Annotated in this window: 12 protein-coding genes and 1 pseudogene; 2 read left to right on the forward strand and 11 right to left on the reverse strand. The window is 61.6% G+C overall.

All coding sequences use genetic code 11. From position 1 onward, the window contains the following. Positions 1 to 40: 40 nt before the first annotated feature. From ACZ9IU_RS29625 to ACZ9IU_RS29670, 10 genes and pseudogenes are all read right to left on the reverse strand, one after another. Positions 41 to 808: a 5-oxoprolinase subunit PxpA gene (locus tag ACZ9IU_RS29625; protein WP_040124256.1), complete on the reverse strand. Its 768-nt coding sequence runs from the start codon at positions 806 to 808 to the stop codon at positions 41 to 43. Positions 809 to 836: 28 nt separating this feature from the next. Continuing rightward, positions 837 to 1,832 (reverse strand): 5-oxoprolinase subunit C family protein, encoded by a 996-nt coding sequence (locus ACZ9IU_RS29630; RefSeq protein ID WP_040124254.1) that lies wholly within the window; start codon positions 1,830 to 1,832, stop codon positions 837 to 839. Next, positions 1,829 to 2,536 carry a 5-oxoprolinase subunit PxpB gene (pxpB, locus tag ACZ9IU_RS29635; protein WP_040124252.1) on the reverse strand — a complete coding sequence of 236 codons (708 nt, stop codon included), beginning with the start codon at positions 2,534 to 2,536 and terminating at the stop codon, positions 1,829 to 1,831. The genes ACZ9IU_RS29630 and pxpB overlap by 4 nt, the downstream gene beginning before the upstream one ends. Next, on the reverse strand, positions 2,533 to 2,955 hold the full coding sequence (locus ACZ9IU_RS29640) for an acetyl-CoA carboxylase (protein ID WP_040124251.1): 423 nt from the start codon (positions 2,953 to 2,955) through the stop codon (positions 2,533 to 2,535). Before ACZ9IU_RS29640 ends, pxpB begins: the two co-directional genes overlap by 4 nt. Continuing rightward, positions 2,952 to 4,343 (reverse strand): acetyl-CoA carboxylase biotin carboxylase subunit, encoded by a 1,392-nt coding sequence (accC, locus tag ACZ9IU_RS29645; protein ID WP_040124249.1) that lies wholly within the window; start codon positions 4,341 to 4,343, stop codon positions 2,952 to 2,954. Before accC ends, ACZ9IU_RS29640 begins: the two co-directional genes overlap by 4 nt. Further along, positions 4,343 to 4,786 (reverse strand): acetyl-CoA carboxylase biotin carboxyl carrier protein, encoded by a 444-nt coding sequence (locus ACZ9IU_RS29650; RefSeq protein WP_040124246.1) that lies wholly within the window; start codon positions 4,784 to 4,786, stop codon positions 4,343 to 4,345. The genes accC and ACZ9IU_RS29650 overlap by 1 nt, the downstream gene beginning before the upstream one ends. Positions 4,787 to 4,965: 179 nt before the next feature. Continuing rightward, the gene (locus ACZ9IU_RS29655; RefSeq protein ID WP_244447593.1) at positions 4,966 to 6,036 is read right to left on the reverse strand and encodes an alpha/beta hydrolase; all 1,071 of its coding nucleotides are present in this window, start codon (positions 6,034 to 6,036) and stop codon (positions 4,966 to 4,968) included. A 117-nt stretch (positions 6,037 to 6,153) separates the two neighbouring features. Continuing rightward, a pseudogene (locus ACZ9IU_RS29660) lies at positions 6,154 to 9,227 on the reverse strand (efflux RND transporter permease subunit). After that, positions 9,224 to 10,309, reverse strand: a complete 1,086-nt coding sequence (locus ACZ9IU_RS29665) for an efflux RND transporter periplasmic adaptor subunit (RefSeq protein WP_040124244.1) — start codon at positions 10,307 to 10,309, stop codon at positions 9,224 to 9,226. The pseudogene ACZ9IU_RS29660 and the gene ACZ9IU_RS29665 overlap by 4 nt, the downstream one beginning before the upstream one ends. Beyond that, positions 10,306 to 11,379 carry an efflux RND transporter periplasmic adaptor subunit gene (locus ACZ9IU_RS29670; RefSeq protein ID WP_040124242.1) on the reverse strand — a complete coding sequence of 358 codons (1,074 nt, stop codon included), beginning with the start codon at positions 11,377 to 11,379 and terminating at the stop codon, positions 10,306 to 10,308. Before ACZ9IU_RS29670 ends, ACZ9IU_RS29665 begins: the two co-directional genes overlap by 4 nt. 111 nt (positions 11,380 to 11,490) lie before the next feature. On the opposite strand from ACZ9IU_RS29670, the gene ACZ9IU_RS29675 reads away from it, so the two are divergent. Beyond that, positions 11,491 to 12,108, forward strand: a complete 618-nt coding sequence (locus ACZ9IU_RS29675; protein ID WP_040124240.1) for a TetR family transcriptional regulator — start codon at positions 11,491 to 11,493, stop codon at positions 12,106 to 12,108. Between the two features lie 107 nt (positions 12,109 to 12,215). On the opposite strand, the gene pdxR is transcribed toward ACZ9IU_RS29675, so the two are convergent. Further along, entirely contained in the window at positions 12,216 to 13,724 is a 1,509-nt protein-coding gene (gene pdxR / locus ACZ9IU_RS29680; RefSeq protein WP_065814810.1) for a MocR-like pyridoxine biosynthesis transcription factor PdxR, read from the reverse strand. Between the two features lie 128 nt (positions 13,725 to 13,852). On the opposite strand from pdxR, the gene ACZ9IU_RS29685 reads away from it, so the two are divergent. Further along, entirely contained in the window at positions 13,853 to 14,491 is a 639-nt protein-coding gene (locus ACZ9IU_RS29685) for a LysE family translocator (RefSeq protein ID WP_040124238.1), read from the forward strand. Positions 14,492 to 14,500 lie beyond the last annotated feature (9 nt).

A 14,500-nucleotide genomic window follows, 5' to 3' on the forward strand; every position in this document is an offset into this window, starting at 1 on the left:
GTCTCTCGGTGAAACGGAAATTGCGACGGCGGGTGGCCGGTCAGGACGCGAGTTCGGCCGCAGGCGCGAGCGTCGCGCCGGAAGCTTCGATTTCGCTGCGGACGATCCGGGCAAGCTCAAGCGAGCCAGGCGTATCGCTGTGCACGAGAATGGACCGGGCCGGCATGGCGATGATCGTCCCGTCGATCGCTTCGATGGTCGCATCGGTCAGGAACCGGCGCACCCGTGCACGAACCGCCTCCTCCTCCTTGACCAGCGCACCCGGCAATCCGCGGGCGACGAGCTTGCCGCCGGCATCATAGGCGCGGTCGGCCAGGAAAAGTGCCAGCGTCTTCAGCCTGGCGCGCTTCGCGGCCCTCTCGATTTCGCTGTCCGGCGTCACGAACACCACGAGGTTCGGATCGACGCTCGAAATGGCATTCATCAGCAGGTCCGCCAGCGCGGGATCCCGATTGGCCATGTTGCCCATGGCCGCGTGAAAGCTGAAATGGCCGACGGTCATATTCTCGGCCTTGGCGATCGCGGTCAGGGCGCCGAGCTGGTACAGCATCTGCTGGCGCAATTCGTCCGGCTGGTAGGGCATTTCGCGCCGGCCGAAACCGGCCCGGTCCGGCAGGCCCGGATGTGCGCCGATACCGACGCCGTTCTGCTTGGCGAGGCGCACCATACGCGCCATCGTGTCCGGATCCCCGCCGTGAAAACCACAGGCGATATTGGCCGACGATACGACCTGCATCATCGCCTCGTCGTCGCACAGACGATAGGGGCCGAAGCCCTCGCCCATGTCGGAATTCAGATCAATCTTCATCGCGTCCTCCATCTGATCGCAAATGGCGTCAGGTCATCGCCTTCAAGGCGCGCTTGACCATTTGTGATGTCCGCTCGATGTCCTCGACATACCGGGAGACAATCTGTTCGACCGCGCGGGCCTCGGCATGTGTCGAGCGCACGAACCGCAATCGGCTGCCGGCACGCGCCTGCCCGAGCCGCCACAGATCGGCTTCGATCACGCCGGCGATCTTCGGATAACCGCCCGCCGTATTGGCGTCGCTCATCTGGATGATGGGCTCCCCGCCCGGCGGTACCTGGACCACGCCGGGCACCACGCCATGCGAGCGCATTTCGACCGTCTTCACCGGCTTGACCGGTGCGCCGGAAAGACGGTAGCCCGTGCGGTCGCTGCGCGACGAAATCCTCCAGACCTGGCCCCAGAAAGCCTCGCCGTCATCGGCGAAAAGCTCATGTTCTCCGGCGGGAATGGCGCGGATGAGCAGCGTGCCATCGTCTGCTCCGGGGAATGCGTCGCGCAACGCGATCGCCGGCGCCACCGCGGCGATACCGCCTGCCGGAAGCGGAAGAGGTTGGGGAAGGGCACAGACCTCGATCCGGTCTCCCTTCATGAGCGGCCGGCCGGCATTGCCGCCGAACCCACCGCGCAGCGCCGTGCTTCGCGAGCCCATGAGAACGGGAACGTCTATCCCGCCGCCGAGCACGATATAGGCGCGCGCAAGCTTCGGCGGCTGTTTCAGCTCGAGGATCTGTCCAGCCTCGGCCCGATACGCACACCACGGCAGCAATGCCCGGCCATCGAGCAGTGGCTGACCATCGGCGCCCGTGACGGCAAACGCGGTAGGAACCTCGAAACGCAGCTTGAAAGGAAACATCTGTATCTCGATGGCAGCCGCATCCTGCGGGTTGCCGACGAGGATGTTGCCGATCCTGACCGCGAGCGGATCCATCGCGCCGCCGGCGGAGACACCGATATCGCGATAGCCGGGGCGGCCGAGATCCTGCACCGTATTGAAGGGACCGGTTTCGACGATTTCGATCATAGCTCGATCCTGTCCGGCACGAAGCGCACCGTGTCGCCCGGCGCCAGGAGGGCCGGCGTGGGAGACGTCGGGTCGAACATCTGCAGATCGGCATAGCCGATGGAATTCCACCCGTTCGGGCCGGTCAGCATCGCGACGCCCGTCTGCATTCCGCCGATCGTCACGCAGCCCTTTTCCATCTTGAGCGACGGAACCGTCTTGCGGGGCATGTAGATACGGGCGTCGAGGCCATGCAGGTAACCGAAGCCCGGAGCGCTTCCGAGCGCAAAGACCCGATAGGTCGCATCGTGATGGAGGCGCACCACCTCCCGATCGCTCAGACCGGAAAAATCACAGACCGCCGCAAGATCAGTCGCATAGGCACCACCGTAGTGGACGGAGATCTCTATCGTCTTTCCGGAGAGATCGAGGCTGGGGACGCTGTCCCAGGCCTCCAGAAGCCGGCCGACGATGAACTCTGGATCCTCGGGCGTTGCCGTGAAGATCGCCAGCAGGTTTGTCATGCCCGGTATCACTTCCGCGACATCCGCCCAATCCCTGACCACATGGGATAGCGCCCAGATGAAACGCTGTGCCGGCAGATCGAATTCACCCGCCGCTTCGAGCAGGAAGGAGCGCCCTCCAATGAAGGAAACGCGCGCCCTGCCTTTCGTCGCCGTGACGGGCTGGTGCGAAGACGCAAGGGGCTTTGACGTGGCGATCATGGCTGGGGCTCGATTTCAAACAGGGGATCGCCAAATCCGACCAGCGCGCCGGGCTCCGCCAGCCGCCGCGCCAACAAGCCGGATCGGCCAGCCGGAACGGGAAGCAGCACAGATCCGATGCGGATAAAGCCGACGACATCCTTGTCGGAAACCCTGCGCGGCAGTGTCTCGGTTTCCTCGGAAACCGAAGGATGGATGGCGCAGAAACATCCCGCCATCGGCGCCTTGACGGTCACCGCATTGGCCGGGTTCGCCCCGATGCCGCCAGTAAAACGGATGTGCGGCCCCTCGCCCTTCGAGATGACGAGGCGAAGTTGCCCGACCGGACCGGAAATTTCGAGACCGTCGACACCGGCCGCCGTCAATGCTTCCGTCAGTGCGGCGATTGTTGCAGGATCGCTGAAATCGATCGTGCTCATGCGGCTCTCCGCTGCTTGAGCCATTTCTCCAGGTAGTGGATGTCCGTTTCGCCCCGAGCAAAGGCTTCGTCCTCGAAGAGCGCCCGCAGGAATGGCAGGTTGGTGGAAATCCCCTCCACCCTCGTACCGGCAAGCGCCTCGCGCATCCTTGCCATTGCCTCGGCCCGCGTCGGAGCGTGCACGATCAGCTTGGCGATGAGGGAATCGTAATAGGGAGAGACCCGATAGCCGGCGTGAATATGGGTGTCCACCCGCACGCCCGGCCCTTCGGGAAGCGCAAGCTCGGTGATGGTTCCGGCCGACGGCAGGAAGCTCTCCGGAGCTTCGGCATTGATGCGGCACTCGAACGAATGGCCGCCGCAGCGGATATCGTCCTGCCGCAACTCGAGCGGAATACCCTGGGCGGCGTTGATCTGGGCATGGACGATATCGATGCCGCTGGTCATTTCCGTGACCGGATGCTCGACCTGAAGGCGGGTGTTCATCTCGATGAAATAGAACTCGCCGTCCTCATAGAGGAACTCGAACGTCCCGACGCCGCGATAGCCGATCTGCCGGCAGGCCGCCACGCAGGCCAGGCCGACCGGTCCGATCAGATCGGGCGAGATGCCGGGCGCCGGGGCCTCCTCGACCACCTTCTGGTGGCGCCGCTGCATCGAGCAATCCCGGTGCCCCAGCCAGATGGCATTGCCGTGGACGTCGCACAGGACCTGGATTTCGATATGCCGGGGATGCTGAAGGAATTTCTCCATGTAGAGCGCGGGAGAACCGAAGGCCTGACGCGCTTCCTCGCGGGTCAGCGCGATTGCCTCATGCAGTGCGCTGGCCTCGGACACGACGCGCATGCCGCGGCCGCCGCCCCCGCCGGCAGCCTTGATGATGACGGGATAACCGATCTCTTGCGCAGTCCGTTCGACGGTCGCCGGCTCGTCGAGCAGCTCCGTCTGGGGACCGGGCACGCAGGGAACGCCCGCAGCGATCATCGCCCGCTTTGCCGATATCTTGTCGCCCATCGTCGAGATCGACGAAGCATCCGGCCCGATGAACACAAGACCGGCCTTTTCGACGGCCTCCGAGAAGGCCGCGCTTTCCGACAGGAAACCGTAGCCGGGATGAATTGCGCCGGCACCGGTCAGCTCTGCCGCGAGGATGATGGCATCTTTGTTCAGATAACTTTTCGCGGCATTCGCCGGGCCGATACACAGAACGCTGTCGGCCGTCTTGCCAAAAGGCGCCTGCCGGTCGGCCTCCGAGCAGATCGTTACGGCTTTCAGACCAAGCTCGCGGCAGGCGCGCTGAATGCGAAGGGCGATCTCTCCCCGGTTGGCAATCAGGACGGTATCGAAGCGGCGATTGGCCGAGGCGGTGTTTTTGGGAAGTTCGCCCATCACGCGATCTCCGCGAGCACGTCGCCGACTTCAACTTCCACACCATCGATCTCGGTCAGCCGCTCAACGCGACCCGCAAGCGGCGCCGCGACCGTATTGAAAACCTTCATGGCCTCGATGATGAAAAGCGTCTGCCCCTCTTCCACGAGATCGCCGATCCTGACGAACGGCTCCTGTCCGGGAGCGGATGCCCGATGCAATATGCCAAAGACCGGTGCCTTCAGCTGAAAAGCCTGTTTTGCCGAGGCCGCAGGCGACGAGCCGGAAACAGGCTTCGCTGCCGCACCTACGGTTTCGTCCGGATCCGAAACCGGAACATCGATTTCCGCATGGCCCGCATTACGGAAGATCCGGATCGTGACGTCCTTTTCCGTGACCGACAACTCGGTCACATTCGATCGTCCGACAAAATCGATCAGCGTCTTTATTTTCGACAGGTCCATCAGTGTGCTCGGCATTTCGGAATGCCGATCGCAATCCACGGAAACCGGATCGGGATCGGCTGGCCACTGCGTAACATGGCAATCCCGAGATGGGGTCAGAAGAAGTTTCAATGACCGTCAATTGGAGGCCTCGCACGCGTCAACGAAACCAGCCGGATGCGTGCCAGGAGAAGGCGACGTCATTGCCGGGCAATTTGCCCGGCGAGCCTGAAAGGACTTGCAACAGCCGCGCCCGCCGCATCGAAGACCAATACGCCAACGTCTCCGCTCGTTCGCGCACGCGCTTCCGCCTTGACAAGCTCGCCACCAAACCGGGCAAGCGCGGCATAGCGATCGTGACCAAGACCGTCGGATGAACTGACGGACGATATGTCGATGACGCTGACATGAGCGGCCTTTATTTCGCTGCGAACCAGGGGATCATCGATATCGATAAGGCCGACCCGTGGACGTTCGCCACCAAGGAAGCTGGACACCGCCAGAGCTCGGTCGGTTTTTGACACGAGCAACGCAACCGGGTTTGGGAGCGGGCCGATGTCGCGCAACTGGGACCTGAACACGTCGACGTCTATGTCCGGCGCGGCGAGAATGATCTGCAGCTTGCCGACGACGTCGTCACGACCTTGAAGCTTCAGCTGCCTTGCCGCCTCCATGGACAAGAAGCCGCCCATGCTGTGCCCGAACAGGACGACGCGCTTGATCTTCGGAGTTTCGCCCAGCGCTATCAAGACGCTTTCGAGTTCGCTTCTGGAATAGAGAGTTGCGTCTCGGTCAGTGACATACCCGGTCACGCTTGCCGCAGAAGGCCAGGAAAACAGGATCGGCGGACTGAGCGTTTTGGCGTCCGCTGCCATCTGCGCAGCCCTGAACAGCGCCTCCTGATAGTTGGTGTTGTAGCCGTGGACGAAGACCGCCACAGTCCCGTCGAAGTTTGCCGAACGGGTCGCGTCGTCGATCCAGGCTTTGCGTGTCAGTTGATCGCGACGGGTCACGACGAACTGGCGGCGCGCATCCGGCGTTTTCGAGGGATAGACGATGGCGCTTCCCGTACGCTCGCTGGGAACTGAAAAGCCGTACCGTTCGTAGGTCAGGTCGCCGGCCCATTGACTTCCAAACCCGCCGTCTTCCTTGACTTTGTTACGGTTGGTGACAGAAAGAAGGGTGACCTTCTCGCTTTCGACCTGCTTGATCGCCGCAGGGTGAAGCACCTCGGCTGATGGGCGGGAGGCGCATCCGGTCAGGCCAATCATGACGGCAAGAACGACAAGGCCGTAGCGTGTCCTGCAAGCATAGATCGAGGGGAAAAAGTGCATCGAAGTGCCTTAAGCTGGAGAAAAGAAGGGCGCTCGCAAGCGCCCTTTCGTGGATCAAGCTTGTGCAGCTTCCGGGGAGATATTCGGTTCTTCGCGCGGTATCCGGAACCAGGCTACATAAAGGGCCGGCAGGAAGAGAAGCGTCAGCACCGTACCGACGACGATCCCGCCCATCATGGCGTAGGCCATTGGTCCCCAGAAGACTTCCCGGGAGATGGGGATGAGGGCGAGTGTCGCAGCCGCGGCGGTCAGCAAGATCGGGCGCATGCGGTGCTCCGTCGCCTCGACCACCGCTCGCCACGGCGGAACGCCCTCACTGCGCAGATGCTCGATCTGGACCACCAAGATGACCGAGTTGCGGATCAGGATACCGATCAGAGCGAGCACGCCGAGGATCGCGACGAAGCCCATCGGAGCATTGCTGAGAAGAAGTGCCGCCACGACGCCGATAAGAGCAAGGGGAGCGACTGCGAAAACCAGGAACAGGCGGCTGAAGCTCTGGAGCTGGATCATCAGGATCGTCGCCATGGCGAACAGCATGAGCGGAGCGACGGCGGCGATCGGCCCCTGCGCATCGGCGCTCGATTCCACCGAGCCGCCGACCTCGACTTTGTATCCCGCGGGGAGAGTCTTCGTGAACTTTTCGACCTCGGGCTTGAGCTGTTCGACGATTGTAGCGGGCTGCGTCGGCCCGGTGACCGCGGCCTTCACTGTGACCGTGGGGATGCGATCCCTTCTCGCGATCATCGGCTGTTCGAGCTCGTAGCGGAACTTGGCGACTGCGGAGAGCGGGACGGACTTGCCGTTCGATCCGGGAAGCTGGAGATCTCGCAGCGTTTCGATCGAACCTCGCTCGGCGTCCTGCGCCCTGCCGATCACGTCGATCAGGTAGATGCCGTCGCGGATCTGCGTTGTCGAAGACCCTTCGACGATGCTGTTGAGTACGTTGGCGATATCCTCGGAGGAGACGCCAAGCTGGCGAGCCTTGTCCTGAAGCACATCCACCTTGACGACGCGCGAGGGCTCATTCCAGTCATAGGTCATGTTGGCGATGAGAGGATGCCGGTTGACGATGGCTCCAAAGCGATGCGAGAGCTCGCGTACCGTCTGGATGTCCGGGCCGCTGACGCGGTACTGGACTGGCTTGCCCACCGGCGGACCGATATCCAGGAGTTTGACGAAAGCGTCGGTACCGGGAAAGGTCTTTGCGACGTAGGTCTGCAGGTCTGCGCGCAGCCTGTCCCGGGCTTCCAGGTCCTTGGCGACGATGACGATCTGCCCGAACCAGACAGCCGGGGTCTGCACGTCGTAAGACAGGATGAAACGCGGCGCCCCTTCTCCGACATGTGTGGCCCAATGGCTGATATCGGGGTTGCCGACGAGTTCCTCCTGTTCGAACTGCGTCATCTGGCGGTTCGTTTCGGCTATCGTGCTGTTTTGCGGCATGCTCCAGTCGACGATCAGTTCGACGCGGTCGGACGCCGGGAAGAACTGCTGCTGCACGAGGCCAAGACCGCCGAGCGAGAGGCCGAAAATAGCGATGGTGGCGGTGATCGTGACCCAGCGCCAGCGCATGGCAACCCCCAAAAGCCAGGCAAATCCCCGCGCGGTGCGTCCCTTATGCTCGTGGTGGGACTTCATCGTCTTGGGCAGGATCGCCACGCCCAGCAAGGGCGTGAAGAGAACGGCCACAACCCAGGACACCAGGAGCGAAACCGCAATCACCACGAACAGGGTGAAGGTGAATTCGCCCGCCGCGCTGTTGTTGAGGCCGATCGGGATAAAACCGGCGACGGTGACGAGCGTGCCGGTCAGCATCGGAAAGGCAGTCGATGTATAGACATGGGTGGCGGCTTTGCGCAGATCGTCGCCTGACTCGAGGCGCGCCACCATCATCTCGACGGCAATCATGGCATCGTCGACGAGGAGCCCCAACGCGATGATCAGAGCACCGAGCGAAATGCGCTGCAGCGAGATACCCGTATATTCCATGACGATGAAGGTGATCGCCAGGACAAGCGGGATCGAGATCGCGACCACCAGCCCGGCGCGCAGCCCAAGGCTGATGAAGCTGATCGCCAAAACGATAGCGATTGCCTCAAACAGCGCCTTGGTAAAACCGGACACGGCTTCTTCCACGACGGCCGGCTGGTCGGAAACCCGCTCCACACTCACCCCGATTGGAAGATCGGCCACGACGCGCTTCATTTCCTCGTCCAGCGCATGGCCGAAGTTCGTAAGATTGGCACCCGCCGTCATCCCAATTGCCAGGCCTATTGCGGGTTGCCCGTTGAAGCGGAAAAGCGCGGACGGCGGATCGACATACCCCCGCTTGATCGTCGCGACGTCGGTTAGCGGGAAAAAGCGATCATTCACTCTGAGATTGATGGCCCGCAAACTCTCTTCGGTCGTAAACTGGCCACCGACGCGCAACGCGATCCGCTCGGGTCCCGCATCCACGAAGCCGGATTGCGCTACCGCATTCTGGGCTTGAAGCGTTTCGATAACGGCCTGGCGGTCGATGCCGAGCGCTGCGATCTTGCGGGTCGAAAATTCAAGATAGACGGCTTCGTCCTGTGCCCCGATAATGTCGATCTTACCGGCATTCGGAACCGTCAGGAGCTTCGCTCTCGCGTCTTCCACCAGGTCGCGAAGTTGGCGCTGCGTCAGGCCATCGGATTGGAAAGCATAGATGTTGCCATAAACATCGCCGAAAGTGTCATTGAAGAACGGACCGACGACGCCACTGGGGAATTCGCCCTTGATGTCGTTGATCATGTTGCGGACGCGAAGCCAGTTGCCCGTCACGTCCCTTGCTTTGGTGGTCGCAAGCAATTCAACGTAGACCGTAGTCTGGCCGGCGACTGTTTCGCTTCGCGTGTAGTCCAGCGCGTCAAGTTCATCGAGCTTCTTCTCTATCCTGTCCGTCACCTGACGGGTCATTTCTTCCGCGGACGCGCCCGGCCACCGTGCGTTGATGATCATCGTCTTGATGGTAAAGGCAGGGTCTTCTTCACGGCCGAGGTTGAAGTAGGAAAACGTGCCTGCAAGGATGAAGAGACGATCATGAAATACCAGACGAGCGAACGATGCTCGAGCGCCCAGTCCGAGAGGTTGAAGGATTTCACTTGAGGGTCTCCTGATCGATGCGAACGGTCTGGCCGTTTACGAGGGTGTTGACGCCAGCGGTGACGACCCTGTCACCGGGTTTGATCCCGTCGGTCACCGTGACGGGGCCACTTGCGACGGTTTCTTCAGCAAGCGTGACCGGGGCGGAGGTGACCTTGCCCGTCGCGTTGTCGACGATCCAGACGAATGCCTTCGATCCCTCTGTCCGGATCGCGGAGGATGGCAGCCGGATCAAGGTCTTCGCCTCCCCCATGGAACTGGCCGTTATGACCGAGCCGAGCCTGAGTGCCTCAGGCGGATCGATCAGCGTCAACCGCGTGCGTCGCGTACGCGTCGCGCCGTCCGCTTCGGGCGTGATCTCGCGGACCACGCCCCTGGCGTGAATGCGGGGATCAAGTTGCAAGGCGACGTCGAAGGATGCGCCTGGCTTCAAATGGTCGCCGGCAGCTTCGGGCACGTCGACCACCGCGTCACGCTCTTCCGGTCGCGCCACGGTCGCAACGCTTTGCCCCGGCGAGACGACAAGGCCTACCTCGGCGGCGGTCTTGGTGACCACACCGTCGAATTCGGCAAGCAGGCGCGAATAGCCCAGCTGCTCGTTCGCCTTGTCCAGATTTGCCTGGGCCTTGGCGACTGCAGCTTCTGCGGTTTTGCGCTCCAGCTCGGCAGTTTCAAAGGTGGCCCTGGCCCCGCTCTGTCTTTCCAGCAGAGTTCGTTGCCGGTCTTCTGTGATGCGGGCGTTGGCAAGTTGCGCCTGACTGTTGGCAAGGTCGGACCGCGCGCTTTTGACCGCCAGCTCGAGAGCCACCGGATCGATGGCTGCCAAGACATCGCCCTTTTTGACGAGGTCGCCGACTTGGACGTTGCGGGCAATAACCCGACCAAGAATGCGGAAGCTGAACTCGGTCTCGATACGGGCTTGGACCGTGCCGGGCAGCGTGAATGCCGCTTGCGGGACCGGTTCGGCTAACTGAGATAGGACCGGGCGGGGAGGCAGCGATGCCGCGTCCTCTTGCCTCTGGCAAGCCGACAGCATCGCGGCCGCCGCCAGAAGCGCCGTCAGGCGGGGATCGATTTTCATCTTGCAGTTCCTTCATAAGACACGTGGTCGCCCTCGCTCAAAAACTTCGTGCCGTTGGAAACGACAATGTCACCGGCAGACAGGCCGGACTCGACGGAGAAGCGCCCGCTGGCATAGGCCGCGACCTCCACGCGATGGAGGGAGACGACGCTCGTCTTCGGATCGACGAGCCAGACGGCTGTCCGCCCCGCACGAGAGGCCATTGCCGACCAGGGCAACTCGATGACGGTCTCAGGCTTGTACCGCGCGGTTGCAACCACGGCGCTCCCCAAGGGAGCGTCAGGCGCATCTTCGAGAGCGAGCTTCACCCGGATCGTCCCCGTCGTGGTGTCTATGGTGGGCGATACCTCGCGGACCGTGGCCCGAAACCTGTCGCTGCCGGACAGGAGCCTGACCTCGGCAACGTCCTCAAGCGCGCGTCCGAGAAGGGCGGACTCGTTGGCATTGATCACGGCGTCCCGGGGACCGTCATGGGCGAGTGTGAAGATAAGCTGGGCGGCCTGCGCCACCTGACCGACTTCGGCATTCCTGGCGGTAATGATGCCGTTGGCATCCGCCTTGAGGTCCGTCTGGCTGAGCGTATCGCGGGCCGTATCCAGCTGGGCCTGCGCGGACTGAACCGCTGCCTGCGTCGTTAAAAGGGCTTCGCGTGCGTTATCGAGGGCGGCCTGCGTGGTTACGCCTGTGGTGAAAAGGCTCTGCTGCCTGTCGAATGCCTGCTGGGCCTGCGTTTGCTGTGCCTCCGCGGATTGGAGGTTGGCAAGTGCCACCTGAAGGTCAGCCCTCTGCTCCTGCGCGTCGAGGCGTGCGAGAACCTGGCCAGCCTTGACGTGATCGCCGACATCGACCAGCCGAGCGATAATGCGACCGCTGACGCGGAATGAAAGGTCGGACTGGACCCTGGCGCTGATCTCGCCCGTCGTCGAAATGGTTTCCGACACCGGTACTGCTTGAACAGTCACCGTCTCCACGTGTCGCGCGTTCTTCTGTCGAGCCTCTTCCTGAGGAGCGCACGCCGCGAGGCATGCGATGGAAAATCCCAATAAAACGCCTGTTGTTAACTGTCCCATAAGCCGCCTCTCACGTCGCTTTCAAAGCCGATTATAATTGACTAACCGGAAAGTCAATGAAATAATGCTGACGTATTGAAGCCGCAGGACCTGTTGGTGAGGAATGTGAACATGAAAAAGCTGACGCGCGCTGAACAGAAGGCTCTCCGGCCTGCGCAGATTCTCGACGCTGCCTTTGAGGAGTTCATCGAACAAGGCTACACGGCAGCGCGGGTGGAAGATATCGCCGCGCGAATAGGCGTGACGAAAGGGACGATCTACGTCTACTTCCCCACCAAGGAGGCTCTATTTTCGGCCATGGCACGGCATATTGCGGTACCATTCGAGGGCGTTCTAGCCGACGCCAGGGAACTCACTGGAAGTTGCGCAGAGCGGCTGAGATTGTTGATCCTGCTTTTCTATGAACGCGTAATGGAGGACCGCAGAATCCGGGAACTGCTGCGCCTCGCTATCTCCGAGGGCGTGCGATTCCCCCAGCTCATTGACGACCACTACGCAGAACTCGTCGAGCCGATCCTCGTCACGGGGCAGGCGCTCATTGATGAAGGTATCCGTCAGGGTGAGTTTCGGGACGGGCCTGCGGCGGCTGCACGCGTCATACTTGCGCCTGCGTTGGCCTTGATTGTCGAAACACTGATCCACGACGGTCGTCTCGATCTTGAAACGCCGAGATATATCGAGGCCCATCTTGATCTTGTCTTGCACGGTCTCGCGGCCGCCAGGACCTGATCAGGTGAAAAGGGTGTGTGGTCGATCCGGAAATCGACCCTCCATCGGAAGACGTCTCTTCTCGAAGTCAGAGAACAGAGGATGCGTCACGTAGCCGCCAGTGGAAACTATACGACGGTCGAAATTTTCCCGTTGTCGCTCCCCTGCCCGCCTGGAGGCCCCCCTTCGCCGATGAAGCCGAGGTATGCGCGATGCAACCTTTCCACTCCTTTGGCGAGTTGATCGACAGACATGGACGCATAGCCAAAGATATATCCGGCTCGTTCATCGCTCGGCGATGAGAACAGGCGAGCGATAGGATAGATTCCAATGTCGTGGCTTCGGGCAATATCCGCGAAACGCGCCTCTTGTCGGCAGGAGATGGTGTTGAACCAGACGACCACGTGAAGTCCCGCAGTCGTGCCGACAATCTCGATATGGTCCACAAAAGCGCTGGCCATCGACGCTAAAAATACGGCGCGTCGCTCGGCGTTGAGCCTCCGCATCCTGCGGACATGCCGCTCGTAAGCACCGGTCTCGATCAACGCGGCGAGCGCCTCCTGCTCGAACGTGGATGTGTGCCGATCGGCAATCCGCTTGCATTCGATGAAGGCTTCGACGAGTGGATGCGGAAGTATGATGTATCCGAGCCGGAGCGTCGGCGACAGGGTTTTTGAGACCGTTCCGACATAGATGACGCGCCCTTGCCCAGAGAGATAGAGGGGCGGGATGGGGCTGACATCGTACCGATACTCGCTGTCGTAGTCATCCTCGATGACATAAGCGTTCGCCGCCATGGACCACTCCATCAAGGCTTGGCGATGCGCAGCAGGTAAAACTCCTCCCAGGGGAAACTGGTGGCTGGGCGTCACATAGGCGACCGCGATGTCGCTGACCTCGGGAAGTCTGGTGGTGTCTATGCCATGAGCGCCACAAGGCACGGCAACGATGTTTGCTCCGACGGCATGCATCACGTTCCTGGCCATGGCATAGCACGGATCTTCGACCACGACCCCGTCTCCGGGATTGACGAGGACCCGAGCACAGAGGTCCAGCGCCTGCTGCGATCCGTTCACAACGATGATCTGGCCGAGATCGCAGCTGATGCCCCTTGAGCGCCAGACATAGCCCTGCAACGCCTCCCGCAAGGATCGGCTTCCAGCTGGGTCATCGTATCCCAATCTGTCGCGATGCCTGAGGAAAGCGGTATTCAGCGCTTTTCGCCAGGGAGCCTTTGGAAAGTCCTCTGCCGCGATATCGCCGTAGCGGAAATCGAATTTGAGCGGCGGCCTCCCGGCGGTGCTGTTCGGCGGCAGAGCCATCGCTCGAGTTGCATAGGCGGAAAGCCGGCGGGCGGGGATCGCCGAACAGTCGGGCGGAGCAATTTGGCTCACCCGCCCTGCCGAAGCGACACACGCTTTCCGTCCCTGCTGTACCCGGACATACCCCTCCGAAACAAGCTGGTCGAATGCGGCGGTCACCGTCGTCCTCGAAACACCCAGTTCTTCCGCAAGCGAGCGGCTTGAAGGCAGAGCGTCACCGACACCATAGACACCAGCCTCGATCTGGTTGAGCAGTGAATGATAGATACGGCGCGTCGCTCCGGTCCTGCGAGACCCTTCTCCGTACTGGACCAATGAAAATCTCCAAAACTGGCAGTTTAGTTTGTGCCAATGAACTGCAATAGGTCATTTGCAGTCAAGACAATCGTCACCGATAGCAATTGCATCTTTCGATGCTGGATAGGTTTAAAGGGTGTCCAGGAATGAATTCCGACCTGCATCAGTTGCTCATAGTCTATGCCGCATATGTCATCGCCGCTGGTAGCCCCGGCCCGAGCAATATGCGTATCATGGGCGTGGCGATGGCTCGTGGCAGAGGTGCTGCGCTCATGCTCGCCTCCGGCGTTGTCAGCGGCTCGATCTTCTGGGGTCTGATGGCCTCGACGGGCATCTCCGCCTTGTTGGCCAGGTATGCCCAGGCTCTGATCGTTCTCCAGATTTTCGGGGGCTTGTATCTGCTGTTCCTCGCCATCAAGGCCGGACGTTCGGCGCTGACGTCGAACGAGAAGCTGGCGGCACGCATGTCGGCGGATGACGTTGCTCTTTCTCGGGCTGCTCTCTACCGGCGGGGCCTCCTGATGCATTTGGCGAACCCGAAATCCGTGCTGGCATGGATCGCGCTGGTCACGCTGGGCATCGGCCCGAGTTCTTCATGGCAAAGCATCGCCGCCATATTGGCTGGCTGCGCCGTCTTGAGCGTCGTGATCTTCTGTGGCTACGCCATTGTCTTCTCCACAGCGCCGATGGTGGCTCTGTACCGCCGCTGCCGCCGTTGGATCGAAAGCCTGCTGTCGCTGTTCTTTGCGTTCGCGGGGCTACGCATGCTGCTTTCCCGTATTTAGTTTGAAAAG

It is taken from the genome of Mesorhizobium sp. USDA 4132, from assembly GCF_056279545.1.

Coding starts and splice junctions, on each gene's coding strand:
- ACZ9IU_RS29625 (WP_040124256.1), bottom strand. CDS start 808: ATGAAGATTGATCTGAATTCCGACATGGGCGAGGGCTTCGGCCCCTAT.
- ACZ9IU_RS29630 (WP_040124254.1), bottom strand. CDS start 1,832: ATGATCGAAATCGTCGAAACCGGTCCCTTCAATACGGTGCAGGATCTC.
- pxpB (WP_040124252.1), bottom strand. CDS start 2,536: ATGATCGCCACGTCAAAGCCCCTTGCGTCTTCGCACCAGCCCGTCACG.
- ACZ9IU_RS29640 (WP_040124251.1), bottom strand. CDS start 2,955: ATGAGCACGATCGATTTCAGCGATCCTGCAACAATCGCCGCACTGACG.
- accC (WP_040124249.1), bottom strand. CDS start 4,343: ATGGGCGAACTTCCCAAAAACACCGCCTCGGCCAATCGCCGCTTCGAT.
- ACZ9IU_RS29650 (WP_040124246.1), bottom strand. CDS start 4,786: ATGGACCTGTCGAAAATAAAGACGCTGATCGATTTTGTCGGACGATCG.
- ACZ9IU_RS29655 (WP_244447593.1), bottom strand. CDS start 6,036: ATGATTGGCCTGACCGGATGCGCCTCCCGCCCATCAGCCGAGGTGCTT.
- ACZ9IU_RS29665 (WP_040124244.1), bottom strand. CDS start 10,309: ATGAAAATCGATCCCCGCCTGACGGCGCTTCTGGCGGCGGCCGCGATG.
- ACZ9IU_RS29670 (WP_040124242.1), bottom strand. CDS start 11,379: ATGGGACAGTTAACAACAGGCGTTTTATTGGGATTTTCCATCGCATGC.
- ACZ9IU_RS29675 (WP_040124240.1), top strand. CDS start 11,491: ATGAAAAAGCTGACGCGCGCTGAACAGAAGGCTCTCCGGCCTGCGCAG.
- ACZ9IU_RS29685 (WP_040124238.1), top strand. CDS start 13,853: ATGAATTCCGACCTGCATCAGTTGCTCATAGTCTATGCCGCATATGTC.